The 21,424-nt window shown below is 63.7% G+C and carries 20 protein-coding genes; 13 read left to right on the top strand and 7 right to left on the bottom strand.

Translation table 11 applies throughout. From position 1 onward, the window contains the following. Positions 1 to 91: 91 nt before the first annotated feature. Together ACH79_RS13465 and ACH79_RS13460 are read left to right on the top strand one after the other, a co-directional pair. Positions 92 to 481: a hypothetical protein gene (locus ACH79_RS13465; protein ID WP_161851456.1), complete on the top strand. Its 390-nt coding sequence runs from the start codon at positions 92 to 94 to the stop codon at positions 479 to 481. Positions 482 to 618: 137 nt separating this feature from the next. Continuing rightward, a complete protein-coding gene (locus ACH79_RS13460; protein ID WP_246738523.1) occupies positions 619 to 1,032 on the top strand; it encodes a DUF1801 domain-containing protein in 414 nt (137 codons plus the stop codon). Between the two features lie 109 nt (positions 1,033 to 1,141). On the opposite strand, the gene ACH79_RS13455 is transcribed toward ACH79_RS13460, so the two are convergent. From ACH79_RS13455 to ACH79_RS44745, 3 genes are all read right to left on the bottom strand, one after another. Further along, positions 1,142 to 2,968 carry a bifunctional diguanylate cyclase/phosphodiesterase gene (locus ACH79_RS13455; RefSeq protein WP_246738522.1) on the bottom strand — a complete coding sequence of 609 codons (1,827 nt, stop codon included), beginning with the start codon at positions 2,966 to 2,968 and terminating at the stop codon, positions 1,142 to 1,144. Between the two features lie 313 nt (positions 2,969 to 3,281). Then, positions 3,282 to 3,869: an FAD-dependent monooxygenase gene (locus ACH79_RS44750; protein ID WP_202639237.1), complete on the bottom strand. Its 588-nt coding sequence runs from the start codon at positions 3,867 to 3,869 to the stop codon at positions 3,282 to 3,284. Beyond that, on the bottom strand, positions 3,812 to 4,453 hold the full coding sequence (locus ACH79_RS44745) for an NAD(P)/FAD-dependent oxidoreductase (RefSeq protein WP_202639236.1): 642 nt from the start codon (positions 4,451 to 4,453) through the stop codon (positions 3,812 to 3,814). The genes ACH79_RS44750 and ACH79_RS44745 overlap by 58 nt, the downstream gene beginning before the upstream one ends. A gap of 121 nt (positions 4,454 to 4,574) precedes the next feature. Here ACH79_RS44745 and ACH79_RS13445 point away from each other — a divergent pair, with 121 nt between their 5' ends. The 7 genes from ACH79_RS13445 (at position 4,575) to modC (ending at position 10,746) form a co-directional block, all read left to right on the top strand. Next, on the top strand, positions 4,575 to 5,576 hold the full coding sequence (locus ACH79_RS13445; RefSeq protein ID WP_161851454.1) for a tripartite tricarboxylate transporter substrate binding protein: 1,002 nt from the start codon (positions 4,575 to 4,577) through the stop codon (positions 5,574 to 5,576). Positions 5,577 to 5,779: 203 nt separating this feature from the next. Next, positions 5,780 to 6,586 (top strand): phytanoyl-CoA dioxygenase family protein, encoded by an 807-nt coding sequence (locus ACH79_RS13440; protein ID WP_161851453.1) that lies wholly within the window; start codon positions 5,780 to 5,782, stop codon positions 6,584 to 6,586. Between the two features lie 300 nt (positions 6,587 to 6,886). Then, positions 6,887 to 7,834, top strand: coding sequence for a penicillin-insensitive murein endopeptidase (mepA, locus tag ACH79_RS13435; RefSeq protein WP_161851452.1), 948 nt, complete (start codon positions 6,887 to 6,889; stop codon positions 7,832 to 7,834). Between the two features lie 34 nt (positions 7,835 to 7,868). After that, entirely contained in the window at positions 7,869 to 8,393 is a 525-nt protein-coding gene (locus ACH79_RS13430) for a Spy/CpxP family protein refolding chaperone (protein ID WP_161851451.1), read from the top strand. Positions 8,394 to 8,603: 210 nt separating this feature from the next. Beyond that, positions 8,604 to 9,389 (top strand): molybdate ABC transporter substrate-binding protein, encoded by a 786-nt coding sequence (gene modA, locus ACH79_RS13425; protein WP_161851450.1) that lies wholly within the window; start codon positions 8,604 to 8,606, stop codon positions 9,387 to 9,389. After that, positions 9,389 to 10,084: a molybdate ABC transporter permease subunit gene (modB, locus tag ACH79_RS13420; protein ID WP_161851449.1), complete on the top strand. Its 696-nt coding sequence runs from the start codon at positions 9,389 to 9,391 to the stop codon at positions 10,082 to 10,084. The genes modA and modB overlap by 1 nt, the downstream gene beginning before the upstream one ends. A 2-nt stretch (positions 10,085 to 10,086) precedes the next feature. Continuing rightward, entirely contained in the window at positions 10,087 to 10,746 is a 660-nt protein-coding gene (gene modC, locus ACH79_RS13415) for a molybdenum ABC transporter ATP-binding protein (RefSeq protein WP_161851448.1), read from the top strand. Positions 10,747 to 10,840: 94 nt separating this feature from the next. On the opposite strand, the gene ilvD is transcribed toward modC, so the two are convergent. The 3 genes from ilvD to ACH79_RS13400 form a co-directional block, all read right to left on the bottom strand. Further along, on the bottom strand, positions 10,841 to 12,685 hold the full coding sequence (gene ilvD / locus ACH79_RS13410; protein WP_161851447.1) for a dihydroxy-acid dehydratase: 1,845 nt from the start codon (positions 12,683 to 12,685) through the stop codon (positions 10,841 to 10,843). A gap of 329 nt (positions 12,686 to 13,014) precedes the next feature. Further along, on the bottom strand, positions 13,015 to 14,208 hold the full coding sequence (locus tag ACH79_RS13405; RefSeq protein WP_161851446.1) for a CaiB/BaiF CoA-transferase family protein: 1,194 nt from the start codon (positions 14,206 to 14,208) through the stop codon (positions 13,015 to 13,017). A gap of 296 nt (positions 14,209 to 14,504) precedes the next feature. Further along, positions 14,505 to 15,434, bottom strand: a complete 930-nt coding sequence (locus ACH79_RS13400; protein ID WP_161851445.1) for a glycine reductase — start codon at positions 15,432 to 15,434, stop codon at positions 14,505 to 14,507. A gap of 281 nt (positions 15,435 to 15,715) precedes the next feature. Here ACH79_RS13400 and ACH79_RS13395 point away from each other — a divergent pair, with 281 nt between their 5' ends. Beyond that, complete coding sequence (locus ACH79_RS13395) at positions 15,716 to 15,925, top strand: dodecin (RefSeq protein ID WP_156435839.1); 210 nt, start codon at positions 15,716 to 15,718, stop codon at positions 15,923 to 15,925. 54 nt (positions 15,926 to 15,979) lie between these two features. Here the strand turns inward: ACH79_RS13395 and ACH79_RS13390 are convergent, their stop codons facing one another. After that, the gene (locus tag ACH79_RS13390) at positions 15,980 to 17,773 is read right to left on the bottom strand and encodes a potassium/proton antiporter (RefSeq protein ID WP_161851444.1); all 1,794 of its coding nucleotides are present in this window, start codon (positions 17,771 to 17,773) and stop codon (positions 15,980 to 15,982) included. Positions 17,774 to 17,987: 214 nt separating this feature from the next. Here ACH79_RS13390 and ACH79_RS13385 point away from each other — a divergent pair, with 214 nt between their 5' ends. The 3 genes from ACH79_RS13385 (at position 17,988) to ACH79_RS13375 (ending at position 21,312) form a co-directional block, all read left to right on the top strand. Beyond that, positions 17,988 to 19,304, top strand: a complete 1,317-nt coding sequence (locus tag ACH79_RS13385; RefSeq protein WP_161851443.1) for a mechanosensitive ion channel family protein — start codon at positions 17,988 to 17,990, stop codon at positions 19,302 to 19,304. A 117-nt stretch (positions 19,305 to 19,421) separates the two neighbouring features. Then, positions 19,422 to 20,246, top strand: a complete 825-nt coding sequence (gene map, locus ACH79_RS13380; protein WP_161851442.1) for a type I methionyl aminopeptidase — start codon at positions 19,422 to 19,424, stop codon at positions 20,244 to 20,246. Between the two features lie 214 nt (positions 20,247 to 20,460). Then, positions 20,461 to 21,312: an SMP-30/gluconolactonase/LRE family protein gene (locus ACH79_RS13375; RefSeq protein WP_371419395.1), complete on the top strand. Its 852-nt coding sequence runs from the start codon at positions 20,461 to 20,463 to the stop codon at positions 21,310 to 21,312. The last annotated feature ends 112 nt before the right edge of the window (positions 21,313 to 21,424 follow it).

The raw sequence follows: 21,424 nt of genomic DNA, 5'->3' as shown, positions 1-21,424 counted from the left end.
ACGTTTGAACAGCACCGCTCTCGTGTCGGAACCCGCACGCGCGCCATGCGTTGCGCCTCATGGGCGACCGTAACAGCGAGGGAGATGACCCATGCCCCGCGGAGACAAATCGAGCTACACCAACAAGCAGAAACGCAAGGCCGAGCATATCGAGGAAGGCTATGAGAAGCGCGGCATCGGCAAGAAGGAAGCCGAGCGGCGTGCCTGGGCGACCGTCAACAAGGAAACCGGCGGCGGCAACAAGAGCGGCTCCGGTCGCGGCGTGAAGGACACCAATGTCGCGGCGAAGAAGGGCGGCCGAATCGGTGGGCCGCGCGGCGGCAAGGCCGCGGCACGCCGGCCGGCTGCGGCGCGATCACGCTCGGCGAAGAAAGCAGCCGCCACGCGCAAGCGAAAGGCCGCGGCAAGGTCCAGCGCCCGCAAGACGACACGATCCAGCGCACGCAAGACAGGCACGCGCAAGACCGCGCGACGGAGATAGGCGTTTCGTTTTCGCTTCCGCCGGTTTGCATCCTGCTCTAGGCTGCGCGCGACAGCTCCAGGCAGGGTGCGCGGACCTTCATGAAAGCTACGGCACGGAAGAAGGCGGCAAAGCGTAGCGCCGGGAAGCCATCGAGTGTGGCTGCGAATTCCGCGGTGGAAGTCGTCTTCGGCGCCTATCCCAGTCCGATCAAGGCGAGGCTGTTGGCGCTGCGCCGGCTGATCTTGGATACTGCCAAGACAACCGATGGCGTCGGCGCGCTGCAAGAGACGCTGAAATGGGGGCAGCCGAGCTATCTCACGACCGAGAGCAAGAGCGGCAGCACGATCCGGATCGACCAGGTGAAGGCGGAAGCCGGCCGCTACGCGGTTTATTTCCACTGCCAGACCGATCTGGTCGAGACCTTTCGCGAGCTTTATCCGGAGCTGAGCTATAGCGGCAACCGCGCCATTCTGCTCGATGCCGGCGAGAAGCTCCCCGAGAAAGCGCTGCGCCACTGCGTGGCGCTGGCGCTGACGTATCACACGAGGAAGCGGAAAGTGGCGAGATAACCATCCTCGTCATTGCGAGCGAAGCGAAGCAATCCGTCTCTCCACGCACGCGGAAGCATGGATTGCTTCGTCGCTTGCTCCTCGCAATGACGTGGCCCCTACCGTGGCCTCACGCCACCAGCGCCGCGCCCGCCGCTGCGCTCCAGTTGCCCTGCGTCTGCAACAGGCTCACGATCTCCCCATTGGGCCGCGCGCGGCTGAACAGGAAACCCTGGCCCTCGTGGCAACCCTCATTGCGCAGGCAACTCACCTCGGCCTCGGTCTCGACGCCTTCGGCCGTGATCGTGACGCCCAGGCCCTTGCCGAGGCTGATGATCGAACGCACGATCGCCTGCGCGTCGGGGTTGGCGGCCAGATCCCGCACGAAGGACTGGTCGATCTTGATCTTGTCGAACGGAAAGCTGCGCAAATAGCTCAGGCTGGAATAGCCGGTGCCGAAATCGTCCATCGAGATACGAACGCCGAGCGCGCGCAGCGCATGCAGCGTCGCCAGCACCTCGCTGCTCTTCTCCAGAAGCAGCGTCTCGGTAATCTCGAGCTCCAGGCGCTTTGCCGGCAGGCCGGACTGCTTCAGCGTATCCACCACCAGCGACAACAGATTGCCGACGCGGAACTGCAGCGGCGACAGGTTGACCGCGACGCGGACGTCGTCGGGCCATTGCGCTGCGTCCATGCAGGCACGGCGCAGCATCAAGCCGCCGACGGCGTTGATCAGACCGGTCTCCTCCGCCACGGGAATGAACTCGGCCGGCGAGATCATGCCGCGCTCGGGATGCGGCCAGCGCACCAGCGCCTCGAAGCCGGTGATGCGCCCGCTCGAAAGGTCGACCAGCGGCTGGTAATAGGGCCGCAGCGCATCGCCCTGGACGGCCTCGCGCAACTCGGTTTCGATCTTGCGGCGGGTCTGGGCGCGCGCGTCCATCCCGGCCTCGAAGAACGAGAACGTGCCACGGGAATCGTTCTTGGCGCGCGACAGAGCGAGGTCGGCATTCTTCAGGAGCTTCTCGGATTCATCGCCATCGCCGGGCGACATCGCGATGCCGATGCTGGCGCCGATCACGATCGAGTGCCCGTCCAGCAGATAGGGATCGCCGATCGCGTCGAGCAGGCGCCTCGCCATGAACACCGCATCCTCGGGCCGTGTCACGCCGGTCAGGACGATGGCGAATTCGTCGGAGTTGAGCCTGGCCAATGCATCGTCCTTGCGCAGCATCGATTGCAATCGCTTGCCGACGCCGCGCAGGAGCTTGTCGCCGACGCCATGGCCAAGCGTATCGTTGATTGCCTTGAAGTGGTCGAGGCCGAGCACGAGCACCGCCACCTTCTCGGCGTTACGGCGCGTGTGGAGCAGGATGTCGTCCATCTGCTGACGTAGCAAATTGCGGTTCGGCAGTCCGGTCAGGCCGTCATGCTGGGCCATGAACGTCAGCCGCGCCTCGGCGCGCTTGCGTTCGGTGGTGTCCATCAGCGCGAGCAGGACCGCGGACCGGCCGCCGTAAACGAGCTGGCGCGAATAGATCGCCAGATCGATCAGTTCGCCGTCGGCCCTGACATGCTTCCAGGCGTGGGCCGCGCGCTCGTCGCCGGCGTGCTCGCCGGCCCATGGCGGCTCGACGTCGAACGCTTGCAGGTTGCGGATCGTCAGCTTCTCGAATTCGCTGCGGCTGTAACCGTAATGCTGAACCGCGGCGTCGTTGACGGCAAGGATTCGTTCGTCACCCTGCGCGCAGACCATCATCGGAACCGGATTGCTGTCGAACAGCAGCCGGAACGACGCCTCGCGCTGTTTCAACTCGGTGATGTCGACGGACAGGCCGATGATGCCGCCATCTCGGCGGCTGGTTGACAGCCTCGCAGCGGGCTTTGCCGGCCGGCCGGGAAAACGGACAATCGACTTCTTCGGTTTTCCGGCTGTTGTTGGCTTCTTCTTCGGCATTACCACGCTCTATTCGCACTCTGCGTGCAAAGTTTTCAGACAAGTATCTGAAAAAAAGGTATCTCTTGTCGTAGAAACTCCCATCGCACGTTTAGATACGCCGTCCGATAGAAAGCACATACACACGCCTTGCGTGTGTGACCTCGATGCGCGTCGCAGATACAAGAGGCAAATTCGCCGTGTGGCCGCCGGAGCACAGCGGCTCGCGCGGCGACTGCACAAGGAATGCGCGAAAAGCCGCGCGTCTGCATGAATGTCCTTCAGTGGCCGGGAAGGTTATTGCACGGTTAATGTGATCGCGTGCAACGCCCGTTCAGCCCAGAGAGATTGCCGCCGCCTGTGCTTCCGGTACGACATCGTGGTCGTAAAGCCGCCTGCGGAACGCCGCATGTGCTGATATCTCGGCATCGCGAACGCCGAGATCGGCGTAGGATGAGTCGTAGCGCATCCCGTTCTCGCGCGCGCCGCGCTGGACCGCCGCCACGCGCTCGCGCCGCAGCCGCTCATAAGCCAACAGCGCAGCCGGCACATTGGCGCGCGTCGCCCGCGCCAGAATGGTTGCCAGCGCCATGCCGTCCTCGATCGACTGGTTGGCGCCCTGGCCGAGATGCGGCAGCATCGGATGCGCGGCATCGCCGAGCAACGTCAGCCGGCCGCGCGTCCAGATCGGCAGTGGCTCGCGATCATACAGCGCCCAGCGGAATGTCTTGTCGACCTCGCTCAACAACATCCCGATGCGCGGGTCCCAGCCGTCGAATTCGCGACTAAGCACGTCGGGGTCTCCGGGCGCCGACCAGGATTCCTTCATTTCCGCATCGGCCGGCACGAAGCCGACATAGTTGATCAGCTCGCCCGATCGGACAGGAAAGGAGAGGAAATGCTTTCCCTTGCCGAGCCACATCTGCCAGCGATCGGTCGGCCAGGCTGATGCGGCAGCACGCCGCGATAGGCGACGGAGCCGTGAAAGACCGGCCGGGACGGCGGCGCCGCATAACGCCGGAGCTCCGAGTGGATGCCGTCAGCGGCAATCACGACGTCGCCTTCGGCGACGGCGCCATTGTAGAATGTCACGCGCGCAACTTCACCGGCTTGCTCGAAGCCCGTGCCGCGATGGCCCGTGCGCACCACGCCGGGCGGCAAGGCGCCGGCCAGGATATCGACCATATCAGCGCGATGCATGCCGAACGTCGCATTCCAGCCGGCCGAGTCCGTCACCTGAACCGGCGCGATCGGCGCGCCGTCGTGGCGAAAATAGTGAGAGCCTGTGCCGACCCTGGCCCCCCAACGTTCCACCTGATCTCTAAGACCCACCCGCTGCAATTGTCGCACGCTGTTGGGTGTCAAAAAAACCCCTGCCCCGACCTCGCCGAGCGCGGGCGCCTGCTCGTAGACGGTAACCTTGAAGCCGTGCGCGATCAGCGCGTTGGCGGCGAACAATCCGCCGATTCCGCCTCCAATGATCACGACAGTGAGCTGCTGCGTCATCGTCCCACACGGAAAATGTTTCGGAAGCTTGCTCGTTCAAGCTATCCTCCCTTGCTGCAAACACCAAGTACCGGCGCCGGCAGGTCAGACCGGACGGAGAACGATAGCGGGAGGAGTTTCAATGCATGGCTCCATGCCAGCGCTGCTTGCCGTCTGCCGTAAACTGGCGCTGCTGCCGCTGGTTCTGGCCTTAGCCGCGCATTTTTCCGCGCATGCGTCAGCCGCGGACTATCCGGACCGCCCCGTGAAGATCGTCGTTCCCTTTCCCGCCGGCGGAACGGCTGATGCCATTCCACGGATTATTGCTGACTGGCTGTCACGCAAATGGAGCCAGCCGGTGGTGATCGAAAACCGCACCGGCGCCGCCGGAAACATCGGCGCCGAACAGGTCTATCATTCGGCGCCCGACGGCTACACCCTGCTCTCGTCGCCTCCGCCGCCGCTCGTGATCAATCACAATCTGTACCCCAGGCTCGGCTTCGATCCGACGAAGTTCGAGCCTGTTATCGTGATGGCCAAGGTGCCGAACGCTCTGATCGTCAATCCGACCAACATCAAGGCATCGAGCGTGGCCGAGCTGATCGAGTACCTGAAAGGCAATTCCGACAGAACCATCTGCGCCACGCAGGGCAACGGCACGACCTCGCATCTGACGTCGGAGTTGTTCCAGTTGATGGCGAAGGTAAAGCTTCGGCATATTCCCTATCGCGGCTCGGCGCCTGCGCTGCAGGGGCTTGTCGCCGGCGACGTCGACGTCATGTTCGACAATCTCGGCGTCTCGCTGGAGCTTGTTCAGGCCGGCAAATTGAAATTGCTTGCAATAGCCTCATCCGAACGACTCCCCACGCTGCCGGACGTCCCAACGATATCAGAAACACTGCCGGGCTTCGAAGCCGTCGCCTGGTACGGCATCGTCGCGCCGCCCAAGACGCCGAAAAACATCGTCGACAAGATCAATGCCGATGTGAACGAGGCGTTGCGCCAGCCGCAGGTGCAGGATCAGCTCAAGAAATTGTCCGCCGGAATTTTCGGCGGCCCGGTCGACAAGTCGTCCGCCTACATGCGCGAGGAAATCGACCGCTGGGCCGCGGTGATCAAGTCCGCTAACATCGAGTTGCAATGAGCGCGGCGGCGTTGAACGCCGGCGGCCGGTTTGCTACACTGCGTATGCCATGATGATCCGTACCTCCCATATCGCTTCGGTCTACTTCCTCGCGCGCTGACCGCGTTGCCCGCTCAGGCGGGCGGAAGTTTTCGACAGAAACAGTCCGGCCGCTCCTGCTTCGCGCAGGCCATGGCCGCTTGCCCAGCGATAAGAGGATTTTCATGCCTGCCAGCAAACAAGTGCGCGCGCTCAGCGACGCGCAGATCGAGCAGTTCATTCAAGACGGCTTCGTTCGGATCGATCACGCCTTTCCGCGCGAGCTTGCCGAACAGGGGCGCGCCATTCTGTGGCGCGATCTGCCCTGCGATCCCGACGATCCCGCGACGTGGACTGAGCCCGTGATCCGCCTCGGTTACTACGGCGACGAACCGTTCAGGAAAGCCGTCAACACCCCGCAGCTTCATACGGCCTTCGACCAGCTTGTCGGACGGGGACGCTGGTGGCCGCGGGCCGACCTCGGAACTTTCCCGGTGCGGTTTCCGAGCCCGCGCGATCCCGGCGATGCCGGCTGGCATGTCGATGTCAGCTTCCCGGCGGAGCACACAAGCGCCGACAACCCTGATTACGCCGCTTGGCGCGTGAACGTGACGTCCCGTGGGCGTGCGCTGCTGATGTTGTTCCTGTTCTCCGATGTGGGAGAGTCCGATGCGCCTACCCGAATAAGGCCGGGCTCGCATCTGGATATGGCGCGCTATCTCGAACCGGCCGGCGAGGCCGGCATGTCGCATTTCATACCGGATACGATGGGAAGCGGCCGGCCCGAGGTACTGGCGACCGGCGAGGCCGGTACGGTCTATTTGTGCCACCCGTTCCTCGTTCACGCCGCGCAGATGCACCGGGGTTCTGCGCCACGTTTCATGGCGCAACCGCCGCTGCACCCGGCGAAGCCCTTCAGGCTTGCGCGACCCGACGGCGATTATTCGCCGGTTGAGAGATCTATCCGGCTGGCGTTACAGGCACGAGGGTAAACAGAACTCAAGAGCGGAAGCTGGAGCGGGATCGTCCGAGATGATTGTCCCGCTCTGGTTTATTTCGATGCGTGTGTTGCGTTGGAACAACGCCAACAAACGCCGCACGCGTGGGATGCAGCCTGACGCAGCCATGCGAGGCGCCTTGTAGATTGAATGACAACCGTAGAAGCGCCGCGAATCCGGGTTAATCTTGTTCCCGCGCGTGGGCCGTGGCCGTGCGGGGCCGGGCCATTGTGTTTGCCGCGCTTGTCCCTTGTTGCCCGTTTCATGCTACTTAGGTGTGAATAGAGTGATCCGATGAACCCTCGCCTGATTCTGATCCCGCTCATCACCTTGATCGCCGCCGCCCATGCCGCCAGCGCATGGGCGCAGGACAAGGGCACGGTCAATCCGAAGCCGCTGCCGCCGCTTGCCAACCCCAACGATCCCAATGTCGCCGCCAAGGAGCTGTTCGGCCGCAAGCTGCTGCCGGCGGCCATGCCGACGCGCGTGCACGGATTTTACGCCCATGGCTGCATCTCGGGCGCGGAAGGGTTGCCGATCAACGGCGACAATTGGCAGGTGATGCGGCTGTCGCGCAATCGTTACTGGGGCCATCCCGATCTGGTCGCGCTGGTGAAACGGCTGGCAGCAAGGGCACGGCGAGATGCCGGCTGGCCGGGCATCTTGGTCGGCGACATGTCGCAGCCGCGCGGCGGGCCGATGTTTACCGGACATGCCAGCCATCAGGTGGGGTTGGATGCCGACATCTGGCTGACGCCGATGCCGAACCGGCAACTATCGCGCAACGAGCGCGAGGAGATGTCGGCGGTGATGATGGTGCGCAACGATCGGCTCGACATCGATCCGCACGCCTGGACGCCGACGCATCTTGCCGTTATCCGCGCCGCCGCGCAGGAGCCCAGCGTGCAGCGCATCTTCGTCAATGCCGCGATCAAGAAGGCGCTGTGTCGCGAGGCCAAGGGGGACCGATACTGGCTGCACAAGGTGCGCCCGATGTACGGCCATGACTATCACTTCCACATCCGCATCAGATGCCCGCCCGGCGCCGGCGAATGCGAGAGCCAACCCGAGCCGAACGAGGGCGAAGGTTGCCAACCTGCCGATCTCGCCTACTGGTTCAGCGATGCGGTGCTGCATCCGAAGCCGCCGAAAGTGCCGCCAAAACCGAAGCCGCCGATGACGATGGCGTCGCTGCCGCCGGCCTGCAAGGCGGTGCTGAACGCCCCTGATGCAAAACACTGACGATGTAAGCGAACAGACCCACTGGAGAATATCGATGAAGATCTGGCCCGTGATCGCATCCATCGCTTTCGTCACCAGCGTGCATGCACAAACGCCCTACGCGGGGATGCAGACACGCTCGATCAAGGCGCTATCCGAGCAGCAGATTGCCGACCTCGGCGCCGGCCGCGGAATGGGCCTGGCGCTCGCGGCCGAACTGAACGGCTATCCGGGGCCGTTGCACGTTCTCGAACTCGCCGACAAGCTCGAACTCTCCACCGAGCAGCGCGCCAGCATGCAGCGCCTGTTCGATTCCATGAAGGCCGAGGCGATGCCGCTTGGCGCCAGGCTGATCGAGCAGGAAGCCGAACTGGACAAGCAGTTTGCGACCCGCACCGTCACGCCGGAAAGCCTGAAAGCGTCCACCGCGGCCGTCGCCGCCACGCAGGGGATACTGCGCGAGACCCATCTGAAATATCATCTGTCGACGGGGCGCATTTTGACCCCGTCGCAAATGACAAAATATGCGGAATTGCGCGGCTACGGCAGCGGCGGGCACAAGCGACACCATCATCATTAACGGTACGGCAAGCCGGCCCGACGGCACCTTGCAACGCGGTGCAGCCGCCTTTACCTCTGCCCCCATCCTGATATTGTCAGGGCTGGCGACATCCCGATCGACCGCAAGTCCACCAGGGATCACGGAACGGCGCTTCCGACGGTCGTCTCACCCAACCAACGCCTGTTTTGCGCGCGGCAACCGCCGCTCGCAACATGCATGGAGCGCCCGATGAATCGTCTTGCCGGCCTTTTCCTGGCCTTCGCCATATCACTAACAACCACCCCCTCACCCGCCGCCGCGCAGGAAAAATCCCTGACGGTGTTTGCCGCGGCCTCGATGAAGAACGCGCTAGACGAGATCGACGCCGCCTATACCGCGAAGACCGGAGCCAAGATCACCGTCAGCTACGCCGCCAGCTCGGCGCTTGCCCGGCAGATCGAACAGGGCGCACCAGCCGACGTGTTCATCTCTGCCGACACCGACTGGATGGATTACGCGACCTCCAGGAAGACCATCAATGAATCGAGCCGGGTCAATCTGCTCGGCAACAGCATCGTGTTGATCGCGCCGAAGAACTCCAAGACCGACAATGTGAACATCGGCCCCGGCCTCGATCTCGCCAGGCTCGCGGGCGATGGCCGGATCGCCACCGGCGACGTCAAATCCGTACCCGCCGGCAAATACGCCAAGGCGGCGCTGGAGAAGCTTGACGCATGGCAGGCCGCCGAGCCGAAATTTGCGATGGCCGAAAGCGTGCGTGCCGCGCTGACGCTGGTGGCGCGCGGCGAGGCCGTTCTGGGCATTGTCTATGCCACCGACGCCAAGATCGAGCCCGGCGTCAAGATCGTCGGCACCTTCCCGGCCGATTCCCATCCCGCGATCATCTATCCGGTAGCGGCGACGACGACTGCGAAGCCGGGGGCTTCCGATTATCTCGCCTTCCTGCGTTCGACGGCAGCAAAGACCATCCTCGAGAAATACGGCTTCAAATTCCTCGTCAGCCCGTCAACCTGATGTTCGAAATCTCGCTGGCCGAATGGACCGCCATCCTGCTGTCGCTGCGGGTCGCCATCATCGCAACGCTGGTGGCGACGCCGTTCGGCGTTGCGCTGGCATGGCTGCTGGCGCGGCGTGAATTCTGGGGCAAATCGATCCTCGACGCCGTGGTCCATTTGCCGCTGGTGCTGCCGCCGGTCGTCACCGGCTATTTGCTGCTGCTGACCTTCGGCCGTCGCGGCCTGGTCGGCGCATGGCTCGCCGACCATCTCGGCATTGTGTTCGCGTTTCGCTGGACGGGAGCCGCGCTCGCCTGCGGCATCATGTCGTTTCCGTTGCTGGTGCGACCGATCCGGCTCTCGATCGAGGCGATCGATCGCCGTCTGGAGCAGGCTGCAAGCACTCTCGGTGCACCACCGTGGAAAGTATTTGCGACGGTCACCTTGCCGCTGGCACTGCCAGGCGTATTAGCCGGCATGGTGCTGGGCTTTGCCAAGGCGATCGGCGAGTTCGGCGCCACCATCACCTTCGTCTCCAACATTCCCGGCGAGACCCAGACCATTTCGTCGGCGATCTATTCGCTGATCCAGACGCCGGATGGCGACGCCGCGGCAGGACGGCTGGTTGTCGTTTCCACCGTGATCGCGATGGGCGCTTTGATCGCATCCGAATGGTTCGCGCGGCGCGCGACCAAACGCCTGCACGGGAATTGACCATGTTGCGCGTCGACGTCACCAAGCAACTCGGCGAGTTCTCGCTCGAAGCCTCGTTCGAAAGCCAGGGCCGCGTCACCGGCCTGTTCGGCGCATCAGGCGCCGGCAAGACCTCGCTGATCAACATGATCGCGGGCCTGCTGCGGCCCGACCGCGGCATCATCGCGCTCGACGGCGAAACGCTGGATGACACGTCGAAAGGCGTCCATCTGCCACCGCACCGGCGCCGGATCGGCTACGTGTTTCAGGACGCGCGACTGTTTCCGCATCTTAACGTGCGGCAGAACCTCGACTACGGCCGGCGCATGAACGGCCTTGCGGAAGATGCCGCGCAGTCTGCGCGCATCACGGACCTGCTCGACATCGGCGGCCTCCTGGATCGCCGACCCGGAAAACTCTCCGGCGGCGAGCGTCAGCGCGTCGCGCTCGGCCGCGCGCTGTTGTCAAAGCCACGCTTGCTGCTGCTGGACGAGCCGCTGGGGTCGCTCGACGAAGGCCGCAAGGAGGAAATCCTGCCCTACCTGGTGCGGCTGCGCGACGAGGGCATCCCCATGGTCTATGTCAGCCACGACGCGGCCGAGCTGCGTCAGCTCGCGACGCAGATCGTGATGCTCAAGCGCGGTCGGGTGACCGCACTCGGCGGCGTCAAGGTGCTGATGTAGCTTCTTCGTAGGATGGGTAGAGCGAAGCGAAACCCATCGATCCCGATCGCCGAAGCATGATGGGTTTCGCTTCGCTCTACCCATCCTACAAGACCTACTCCGGAACGACGCGCACTGCGCCACGCGCTGCGCTGGTCGTCAGCGCCGCATAGGCCTTCAGCGCCATCGACACGTTGCGGCTGCGCTTCTTGGCGGGCTTCCATGCCTCCGCCCCGCGGGCCAGCATGGCTTCGCGACGTTTCGCCAGCGTCGCATCATCGACCACGAGGCTGATCGAACGCGCAGGGATATCGATCTTGATGACATCGCCATCCTCCACCAGCCCGATCAGGCCGCCTTCGGCGGCTTCCGGCGAGATGTGGCCGATCGACAGGCCCGAGGAGCCGCCGGAGAAGCGGCCGTCGGTGATCAGCGCGCAGACCTTTCCGAGCCCCTTCGATTTCAGATAGCTGGTCGGATACAGCATCTCCTGCATGCCGGGACCGCCGCGCGGGCCCTCGTAGCGGACCACGACGACGTCGCCGGCCTTGATCTTGCCGCCCAGAATGCCTTCGACCGCGGCGTCCTGGCTTTCAAAGATCCGCGCCGGTCCTTCGAACTTCAGAATGCTCTCATCGACGCCGGCGGTTTTCACGATGCAGCCGTCGAGCGCGAGGTTGCCGGAGAGCACCGCGAGGCCGCCGTCCTTGGAGAACGCGTGCTCGGCGTCGCGGATGCAGCCCGTGGCGCGGTCGGTATCGAGCTCCTCGAACCGGCGCTCCTGGCTAAACGCGACTTGGGTGGACACATTGCCCGGCGCGGCCGTGAAGAATTTGCGGACGCTTTCGCTCTTGGTGCGTACGATGTCCCAGCGGCCGAGCGCGTCCTCCAGCGTCTTGCTGTGAACCATCGGCAGGCCGCGGTTCAGCAGCCCGGCGCGGTCGAGTTCGCCGAGAATCGCCATCACGCCGCCGGCGCGGTGCACGTCTTCCAGATGCACGTCGGCCACCGACGGCGCCACCTTGCACAGCACCGGCACCCGCCGCGATAGCCGGTCGATGTCTTGCATGGTGAACGGCACCTTGCCTTCGTAAGCGGCCGCCAAGAGATGCAGCACCGTGTTGGTCGAGCCACCCATGGCGATGTCGAGCGTCATCGCGTTCTCGAACGCCTTGAAGTTGGCGATGGTGCGCGGCAGCGCGGTGTCGTCATCCTGCTCGTAATAACGCCGCGCGAGGTCAACGATCAGATGGCCGGCCTCGACGAACAGCCCCTTGCGGTCGGCATGCGTGGCCAGCACCGAGCCGTTGCCGGGCAGCGCAAGGCCGAGCGCCTCGGTGAGGCAGTTCATGGAATTGGCGGTGAACATGCCCGAGCACGAGCCGCAGGTCGGGCACGCCGAGCGCTCGATCACTTCGACATCCGCGTCGCTGACGCTGGTGTCGGCGGCGGCGACCATGGCGTCGATCAGGTCGACCGCACGGATCTTGCCCTTAAGATTGACCTTGCCCGATTCCATCGGCCCGCCCGAGACGAACACGGTCGGGATGTTGATCCGCAGCGCGGCCATCAGCATGCCGGGCGTGATCTTGTCGCAGTTCGAGATGCAGACCATGGCGTCGGCGCAATGTGCGTTGACCATGTATTCGACGCTGTCGGCGATGATCTCGCGCGACGGCAGGCTGTAGAGCATGCCGTCATGGCCCATCGCGATGCCATCATCGACCGCGATGGTGTTGAACTCTTTCGCAACGCCGCCCGCCTTCTCGATCTCGCGCGCGACGAGCTGGCCGAGGTCCTTCAGGTGCACGTGGCCGGGCACGAACTGGGTGAACGAATTGACCACGGCAATGATCGGCTTGCCAAAGTCCTCGTTCTTCATGCCAGTGGCGCGCCAGAGGCCGCGGGCGCCCGCCATGTTGCGGCCATGGGTCGTGGTTCGAGAGCGGTAGGCGGGCATGATCTATCCTTCTAGGATCGGGAAAGGCGTCTTTTAGACGGGAAGCCCGGCCGCACAAAGCGGCTTGGCGCAGGGTCGCCATGCGCGGGTGACCCCAAAACGGGACAGGAACCGGACCTCCCGCGCCGCTAGTGCATTGGTTAGGTTTGGCAGCGGACGCGCTTCACCTCTCCCGCTTGCGGGGGAGGTCGGCGCAAGCGCCGGGTGGGGGCTCTCTCCACTCGGGCAGTGTGACCCGCGGAGACACCCCCACCCCGGCCCTCCCCCGCAAGCGGGAGAGGGAGCCGCACCTTCTTCGTGGTCGCAATAGAACCTAATCCCATCACGCTTTAGACGACCTCGCGCGCCCGCAATTCCGCGATCGCCTTCGCATCATAGCCGAGCGAGGCCAGCACCTCCTCGGTATGGGCGCCAAGCGCCGGCGCCATCCGGTCGAGCCGGCCGCCGCCATGGGCGAGCTGGAAACCGCTGCCGGCAAAGCGCAGGCGGCCATAGGGCGTCTCGATCTCCTGCATGGCGCCGCGCGCCGCGATCTGCGGATGGTCGATGACTTCCTCGACCTTCCAGATGCTGGCGCAGGGCGCGCCCGCGGCCTCCAGTATCTTCTCCCACTCGCGCGGGTCCTTGCTTGACAGCGCCTCCTCGATAATGGCCCGCAGTGCCTTCTCGTTCTCCTGGCGGGCAAACCAATCGACGAAGCGCGGGTCCTCCAGCGCGTCCGCACGGCCAAGCGCCGTCATCAAGGCGATGTATTGCTTCTCGCTATTGACGGCGAGCAGCAGATAGCCCGCGCCCGCCTTGAAGAGATTGGCCGTCGGCCGGCGGCTGACCGCCTGGTTGCCGGAAAGCTGCTGGCGATGGCCGGCGACCGAGTAATCCGCCACCTGGCCCGACAGGAACGCCAGCGTCGCCTCCAGCATGGAGACGTCGACCAGCTGGCCCTTGCCGGTATGGGTGCGCTGGAACAGCGCGCTCGACACGCCGAAGGCCGCGGTGGCGCCCGACAGCACGTCGCAGACGGCAAAGCCCGCCCGCGTCGGCCCGGTCTCGGCGTGGCCCGTAATCGACATGATGCCTGACAGCGCCTGCATCTTGCCGTCATAGCCGGCGCCGAGCCGCTCGGGGCCGGTCTGGCCGAAGCCGGAAATGGCGCAGTAGATCAGCCGCGGATTGATCGCCGACAGCGCGGCGTAGCCGATGCCGAGCTTGTCCATCACGCCGGGACGAAAGTTCTCCATCACCACGTCGGCCTGCGCGGCGAGCTGCTTGACGATGGCGATCGCCTCCGGCTTCGAGAGGTCGAGGGTGAGGCTGCGCTTGTTGCCGTTGATCGCCTGCCAGCCCGGTGCCAGCCCACGCTCGGCCCATTCCCGGCTCAACGGCGTGCGGCGCATATCCTCGCCCTCGCGCCGCTCCACCTTGATGACGTCGGCCCCGAGCAGCGCGAGCTGGTAGCTCGCATAGGGCCCAGCCAGCACCTGCGTGAAGTCGAGAATCTTCACGCCTTCGAACGGTCGGGTCACGCTAATTTCTCCCTGGGGTCCCTGCAGCCTATGTTTCTTCTACACGCAACGGAACGATCGTTGCCTGCTCATGCTCACGTCCAGGCCAGTTACCCCAAACCACCCTTGCCTCAAACTTCCGACCGCGGCACGTAACAATCATCTTGTCACCCACGACAGGCGCCGGGCCTTCAAATAGATTCTCGTCGTGTCTCAGTTCACGTTCGGTGACTATCTCTCCGTTCCGCAGCTTGATCCGCTTCACCCAGTAGGTCATCAACTTCACATCGGAAGATTTGAATGATGTCCATGCATGATCACGCTGCCCGGTTGCCGCGCGCGATCTCTTTCTGCTTGTCGAACTCGGCGCGACGCCGCGCCAGCTCTTCCGGACTCATCTGGGCGATGTTGTTGTAGTCGAGCTTCCAGGAAGCATCCTCGCTCCAGCGCAGCGGCGACTGCATCGTGGTGCGCGCGCCGGGTGCAGACTCCAACAGCCGCAGCGCCAGCTCCAGCGTCTGCGCCTGCGACTCCACGTCATGCGGCTTGCCCGCGGAATTGCCGAGCGGGAAATCCGAAAACAGGAAACGGGGCGCGGCCGCGAACTCGACGATATCCTTGGCGCAACCCATCACGACGGTGGCGATCCCGTTGGCTTCGAGATGGCGCGCCACCAGCGCTGACGTCTGGTGACAGACCGGACAGTTCGGAACGATCACCGCGACATCGACCTGATCGGCGAGGCAACGGGCGAGGATGTCGGGCGCGTCGACATCGATGGTGACGCGATGGCTGCGATTGGTCGGCGCGCCAAAGAAGCGCGGCGCGACTTCGCCTATCCGTCCTGCGGCCTTCGCCTTCAAAAGCTGCGGCAGCGGAAACCAAGTGCCGCTGTCGGTGGCCGTAGTGTGCTTGCGGTCGTAGCCGATATGGGAGATCCGCAAATCGTGCTGCTTCGAGGTGTCGCCGTCATAGACAGTGTAAAATTTCGCGCTGCCATTATAGGCGGCGCCGGGTCCCTGATCGCCCTTGGCGGGATCATATTGCGCGGCGGTCGTGACGATGGTGACGCGTGACTGCGCCAGCGGCTTCTTCAGCGGCTGAAACGGCGCATCGACATAGTGCGCCCAGCGGTAGGGCGTGGTGTAGCCGATCGCAGCATAGTAGTCGCGCGTGCGCTGCATATAGGGGACAGGAGAATCGTAATCGGGTGCAAAGCCGAGTTGATCGTCTGACGGGCCGGACATTGTTGTGTCTCTCCTGCGTTTCCACCGTGAGGTCATCCACTGACCGTCGGCTAAGCTAATGATAGTTCGCCTCTTCCTCAACAGCGGAATGCGCCGGATGATGCACGGCGGCTGCGCATCGATGCATTGCACGCGGAGCCCTTGATCGTTGGCTCAGTCGCGCGGCAGTGCACCGCGATGCACAAGTCGACAGAAGTCATGGAACTGAGGCGGTCGCCAACTCGTTCAGAATTGAGCACCGATGGCCGCAATGGAGGTTTGCCATGCCCGATACCGCCGGAATGAAGGATCACGTGTACAAGATCCTCGATCTCGTAGGGTCTTCCGAAAAAAGCATCGAGGACGCGATTCAGAACGCCATTACCCGTGCGTCAAAAACCATTCGCGAAATGAAATGGTTCGAAGTCGTGCAGACCAGAGGCCATATCGAAAACGGATCTGTTCGCCACTACCAGGTCACCTTGAGGGTTGGATTTACCCTGGAAGAGTAATTCCAGCGCAACGCGCGTGACAGGCGCAAGCCATGGTTCGCATTCCCGCGGCAGTCAAACCCCGGCGACCGACGACCAGATCTCCGCCAACTTGCGCCTGGCCTTCTGCCTGCGCGTCAGCGGCACGGCCTGCTCCTCATCCTCAGGCAGGCGCAGGCCGACCACATTGACCCGGCCACCGCTGATGCTGCGAGCGACCAGCACGATCGGATCGAGCACGAGCTCGGCGCCCACCTTCGGCGCATGATCGAGATGAATGTCGAAATAATCCGCCAGCGTCAGCGTGGCATGCTCTTCGCCGGCCGATACGCCGTAGATCTGGGCCAGTTCGCCGAGGGTATGCTCGCCGGAAACCATGAAATCGCCGAGCAGATGCGGGTCGGGCGCCGAACTCGGCGCCATGTCGACAAAGAAACGGTCCAGCGCCTCGGCCTTTTCCGGCGGCGCCAGCAGATAGATGTAATCCCCCGCGGCAACCGGATCGGCCTCGGCGGGAGAGAGAATCCGTTCCTCGCGGATCACCAGCGTCGGCTTGGACCAGGATGGCAGCAACCCGCGCCGGAAATAGAGGCTTTTCGGACGCACGGGATAGCCGACCAGCTGCTGCTCGAGCTGGCCGGGTAGATCGAGCTCGACGCGCCTGGGACCGCGGTCCACGCGCGGCAACGCTACATGCAGCCAGCGCGCCGCCGGCGCCAGCGTCCAGCCCTGCAGCAACAGCGAGATGATGACCACGACAAAGGCGACGTCGAAATAGAGGTAGGCCTTTGGCAATCCGACCAGCATCGGGATCGAGGCGAGGAAGATTGCGACCGCGCCACGCAGGCCGGTCCAGGCGATGAAGATTTTTTCGCGCCAGTTGAAGCGGAACGGCACCAAGCACAGGAACACCGCGATTGGCCGCGCCGCCAGCATCAGCACCAGTGCCACGATCACCGCCGGCCCTACGCTGTCCAGCAGCCGTTGCGGCGACGAGAGCAGCCCGAGCAGGACGAACATCACGATCTGCGCCAGCCAGGTCGCGGCATCCAAAAAGGTGATCACCGAATTATGCGCGCGCGTCGGCCGATTGCCGATGATGATGCCGGCGAGATAGACTGCGAGAAAGCCCGAGGCATGCGCGATCTGCGCCACGCCGAAGATCACCAGCGCGGCCGTGGTGACGAAGGGCGCATGCAGGCCCTGCGGCAGCGCCACCCGATTGAGCGCCAGTACCACCAGGCGGCCGCCGATCACGCCGATCACGGCGCCGAGCAGGCCCTCGCGGGCGAGTTCGAATACGACATGTCCGGGTGAGCTTTGACCGATCGAAATGAATTCGACCAGCATCAAAGTGAGGAAGATCGCGAACGGATCGTTGGTGCCGGATTCCGCCTCCAGCGTCGCCCCGACACGGGGGCGAAGACGCAGGCCCTGGGTGTGGACGAGCAGAAATACCGCGGCTGCATCGGTCGAGGCCACCACCGCGCCGACCAGAAGCGACTCGGTCCAGTTGAGATCAAGCACATATCTGGCGACCGGCGCGGTCACCAGCGCGGTAAGCAATACGCCGATCGTCGCCAGCACCATCGAGGGCGCCAGCACGGTGCGGATGCTCTGAAATTTCGTTCGCAAGCCGCCATCGAACAGGATCAGCGCCAGTGCCACCGACCCCACCAGATAGGTGGTGCGGACGTCGTTGTAGTTGAGCTGGCCCGGCCCGGCATCGCCCGCCAGCATGCCGATCCCAAGGAACACCAGCAGCAAGGGCGCCCCGAAGCGCAACGCGAGCAGGCTCGACAGGATGCCCGCCATCACCAGAATGGCGCCCAGAAAGATGGCGATGCTGACCGAGTCGAGAGAAGCCATGAACCTCTGTAATTATCGCAAATACTTGCAATTGCATCCATATCGTTGCCACAGTTGAACGCCAACCCATTTCTGCAATAGCGGCAATACGCCCTGTTTTAAGGGCTAACCTGACTTGGCCGGTCCATGTATCGATGGTCCGCCCGCCCGGATTGTGGAAATCTGCCCACCGTTCGAATCAAATTGCCTGCGCTCCGCCTGACGAGATTTACCGATGGACATGGCCCTGAAGGAAATCATTGAGTTTCTGCAATCGACTGCGCGATCGGTCGGCGCAGAGGTCACCTCGCCATGGTTCTATCTGCAGTTCGGGCTGATGCTGACCGCCGCCGGCATCGCCTATGCGGCGGATGCGGCGATCCGCGCGCGGGTCGACATGACCTCGCTGGCGATGCGCTGGCCGTTGCCGCTCCGGCATTTCGTCCGCGTGCTGGTCGGCAGCGCCTCGACCGCGGTGTTCGCCGTCCTGGTGATCGCGGAGCGCGTCACGATGTACCACCTGACGTGGCCAAGCCGCAGCTATCTTCTGATGGTCGCCGCCAAGCTGGCGCTGGCGTGGCTCGTGATCCGGCTCGTGACTTCGGTGATCCGCAACGCCTTCATCGTCAAGCTGGTGTCGATAACGGCATGGTTTGTCGCGGCGCTGAGTATCCTTGGGCAACTCGACCCGGCCGCGGAAACACTGGACTCGTTTGCGATCGAGATCGGCGGCTTGCGGCTGACGCCGCTGCTGCTGATCAAGGCTGGCGCACTGCTGATCGCGGCGCTTTGGCTGACCAACATCGCCAGCAACTTCATCGAAAGCAGGATTACCCGCGCCAGCGACCTGACGCCGTCGGTCCAGGTGCTGCTGGTCAAGATTATCCGCATCGGACTGATGGTGGTGGCGATCGCGATCGCGCTCGGTACTGTCGGCATCAACCTTTCGGCGCTAGCGGTTTTTACCGGCGCGGCCGGCGTCGGCATCGGTCTGGGCTTGCAGAAGATCGTCGCCAATTTCATCTCGGGCATCATCCTGCTGGCGGACAAATCCGTGAAACCCGGCGACCTCGTCACCATCGGCGACAGTTCGGGCCGGATCAGCGCGATGAAGACGCGCTACATCTCGGTCGCCGCCGGCGACGGCCGCGAGTTCCTGATCCCGAACGAGGATCTGGTGACGCAGAAGGTCGTGAACTGGACCTACACCGACAAGAATACGCTGGTGAAGGTGCTGTTCAGCACCAATTACGACGCCGATCCGCGCCTCGTCTGCAAGCTGGCGATCGAGGTTGCGGCAGCCGCCCCGCGCGCCATCAAGAACAAGCCGCCGAACTGCATCATCACCGAGTTCGCCGAAGCCGGCATGAAATTTTCGCTGACCTTCTGGATCGCCGACCCCGACGGCATGGACAACGTCAAGAGCGAGGTGATGCTGGCGCTGTGGGACGCGTTCAAGCGCGAGGGCATCCGCGTTCCCTATCCGGTCCGCGAAATCCGCGTCCGCGGCGGCGCGCTGCCGGTCGAGCAGGTGGTGGAGGTTTCCGGCTAGATGCAAGCTTTTTTAAGGAGGCTCGGAGTCCCAACCTTGGCTTGCACTGAGCGGTCGGATCATTAAATTAGACGTTCAAATCAGCCTCTTTTTCCGTTCCCGAAGCATGACCCGCCCATGAGCTATATCGAAGCAACAGATACCTCCTTGCGAAAAACCGGCCAGATCAAGCTGCACGGCGCGAGCGGCTTTGCCGGCATGCGCAAGGCCGGCGCACTGGTGGCCAAATGCCTCGACGAGCTCACCGACATCGTCAAGGCGGGCGTCCCGACTTCCCGGATCGACGAATTCGTCCGCGACTTCGCCTTCAGCCACGGCGCCTACCCGGCGACGCTGATGTATCGCGGCTACCGCTACTCGACCTGCACCTCGATCAATCACGTGGTCTGCCACGGCATGCCCGGCGACCGCGCGATGAAAGAGGGCGACATCGTCAATATCGACGTCACCTTCATCGTCGACGGCTGGTATGGCGATTCCAGCCGCATGTATGTGATCGGTCCGATCGCCCGCAAGGCGGAGCGGCTGATCGAGGTCACCTATGAAGCGATGATGCGCGGCATTGCCGCGGTGAAGCCCGGCGCCACCACCGGCGATATCGGCCACGCCATCCAGAGCTTCGTCGAGCCGCAAGGCATGAGCGTGGTGCGCGATTTCTGCGGCCATGGGCTCGGGCGCATGTTCCACGACGAGCCCAACATCATCCATATCGGCCGGCCCGGGGAAGGCGTTATGCTCAAGCCCGGCATGTTCTTCACCATCGAGCCGATGATCAATCTCGGCAAGCCGCATGTAAAAATCCTGTCCGATGGCTGGACCGCGGTGACGCGCGACCGCTCGCTGTCGGCACAGTTCGAGCATTCGGTCGGCGTGACCGCGACCGGCGTCGAGATTTTCACGCTGTCGGAGCGCCACGGCGAGAAGCCGTACGTCGCCGTCTAAGGTAGCGCGTTCAGCCTGACCTGCTCGCGCCCTGGGGAGCGCGCTTGTGCCGATGGCGTTCAGCAGGGGACAGGCGATGACGACCCGCGAACGAGACCTTCGAGCGGGATTGGCCGCCACCTGCCTGGTCGCATCGGCCGCTTTTTTCGCAAGCCCCTTTTTCGCAAGCCCCTTTTTCGTAAGTCATGGCACCGCCGCCGAGGACGCGCTGTTCGTGAGTAAGCGGATCACGCCGCAGGGCGAGTACACGTCCGGCATCGAAGGTCCCGCGGTCGACGCATCCGGCAACCTCTACGTCGTCAATTTTCGACAGCGCGGCAACATCGGCAAGGTCGCGCCAGGCGCCTCGCAATCCCAGCTCTTCACATCGCTTCCCGCCGGCAGCGTCGGCAATGGAATTCGTTTCGACCGCAGTGGGCGGATGTACATTGCCGATTTCAAAAAACACAATGTGTGGGTCATCGCATCAGGCGAAACCACGCCGCGAATTTACTTTCATTCCGATCGATTCAATCAGCCGAACGACCTCGCGGTCGCGGCGGACGGCACTCTCTATGCCAGCGACCCGCGATTTGCACCACCCTCGGGCGGCCAGATTTGGCGCATTGTCCGTGGGCCGGACGGCAAGGGGCAAGGTGAAGTGATGTCCTCTACCAGGCGTCTTGGCGTAACCAACGGCATCGATTTGAGCCCGGATGGCGCCACCCTTTACGTGAGCGAGTCGAATTCGCGGCAGGTATGGGCCTATCGTCTCGACGGCAGCAAATTGCTCGACCCGCGGCTGATCAGGGGTTTCACGGACTTTGAGGTCGACGGCCTGCGCACCGACGTCGACGGCCGGGTCTATCTCGCCCGGCTTTCCGCCGGCACGATCGCCATTATCGGCGCCGATGGATCGCTAGAACGCGAGGTGCCGCTGCGCGGTAAGCAGCCGACCAACCTCACCTTTGGCGGTCCCGACGGCAAAACCGTCTTCGTGACCCAGAAGGACGGCGGCTTCATCGAAGCGTTTCGCGTCGGCCGCCCTGGCCGCGAGCCCTGTTTGCAAATGCCTCGCATTTGCTGAGATGTCCGGGCGCCGGGACACTGCGATGCAGCAACATGTCTGCAATTGGAACGGGAGCACACAGGAATAGCTCGCCTTGTCCGGGGTAGTACTGCGCGAGCCTTCCAAAAGA

Origin of the sequence: Bradyrhizobium sp. CCBAU 051011, from assembly GCF_009930815.1 — a bacterium.
Classification (GTDB): Bacteria; Pseudomonadota; Alphaproteobacteria; order Rhizobiales; family Xanthobacteraceae; genus Bradyrhizobium.
Note: the sequence above shows the minus strand (reverse complement) of the source record. Positions and strands in the feature narration are given on the sequence as shown.

Excerpts from the sequence above, each read along its gene's own strand:
- ACH79_RS13390 (WP_161851444.1), bottom strand. The coding sequence starts at position 17,773 with ATGGCTTCTCTCGACTCGGTCAGCATCGCCATCTTTCTGGGCGCCATT.
- ilvD (WP_161851447.1), bottom strand. The coding sequence starts at position 12,685 with ATGCCCGCCTACCGCTCTCGAACCACGACCCATGGCCGCAACATGGCG.
- map (WP_161851442.1), top strand. The coding sequence starts at position 19,422 with ATGAGCTATATCGAAGCAACAGATACCTCCTTGCGAAAAACCGGCCAG.
- mepA (WP_161851452.1), top strand. The coding sequence starts at position 6,887 with ATGAACCCTCGCCTGATTCTGATCCCGCTCATCACCTTGATCGCCGCC.
- ACH79_RS13465 (WP_161851456.1), top strand. The coding sequence starts at position 92 with ATGCCCCGCGGAGACAAATCGAGCTACACCAACAAGCAGAAACGCAAG.
- ACH79_RS13440 (WP_161851453.1), top strand. The coding sequence starts at position 5,780 with ATGCCTGCCAGCAAACAAGTGCGCGCGCTCAGCGACGCGCAGATCGAG.
- ACH79_RS13445 (WP_161851454.1), top strand. The coding sequence starts at position 4,575 with ATGCATGGCTCCATGCCAGCGCTGCTTGCCGTCTGCCGTAAACTGGCG.
- ACH79_RS13455 (WP_246738522.1), bottom strand. The coding sequence starts at position 2,968 with ATGCCGAAGAAGAAGCCAACAACAGCCGGAAAACCGAAGAAGTCGATT.
- ACH79_RS13430 (WP_161851451.1), top strand. The coding sequence starts at position 7,869 with ATGAAGATCTGGCCCGTGATCGCATCCATCGCTTTCGTCACCAGCGTG.
- modB (WP_161851449.1), top strand. The coding sequence starts at position 9,389 with ATGTTCGAAATCTCGCTGGCCGAATGGACCGCCATCCTGCTGTCGCTG.
- modA (WP_161851450.1), top strand. The coding sequence starts at position 8,604 with ATGAATCGTCTTGCCGGCCTTTTCCTGGCCTTCGCCATATCACTAACA.
- ACH79_RS13400 (WP_161851445.1), bottom strand. The coding sequence starts at position 15,434 with ATGTCCGGCCCGTCAGACGATCAACTCGGCTTTGCACCCGATTACGAT.
- ACH79_RS13395 (WP_156435839.1), top strand. The coding sequence starts at position 15,716 with ATGAAGGATCACGTGTACAAGATCCTCGATCTCGTAGGGTCTTCCGAA.
- modC (WP_161851448.1), top strand. The coding sequence starts at position 10,087 with ATGTTGCGCGTCGACGTCACCAAGCAACTCGGCGAGTTCTCGCTCGAA.
- ACH79_RS13385 (WP_161851443.1), top strand. The coding sequence starts at position 17,988 with ATGGACATGGCCCTGAAGGAAATCATTGAGTTTCTGCAATCGACTGCG.
- ACH79_RS44750 (WP_202639237.1), bottom strand. The coding sequence starts at position 3,869 with ATGTGGCTCGGCAAGGGAAAGCATTTCCTCTCCTTTCCTGTCCGATCG.
- ACH79_RS44745 (WP_202639236.1), bottom strand. The coding sequence starts at position 4,453 with ATGACGCAGCAGCTCACTGTCGTGATCATTGGAGGCGGAATCGGCGGA.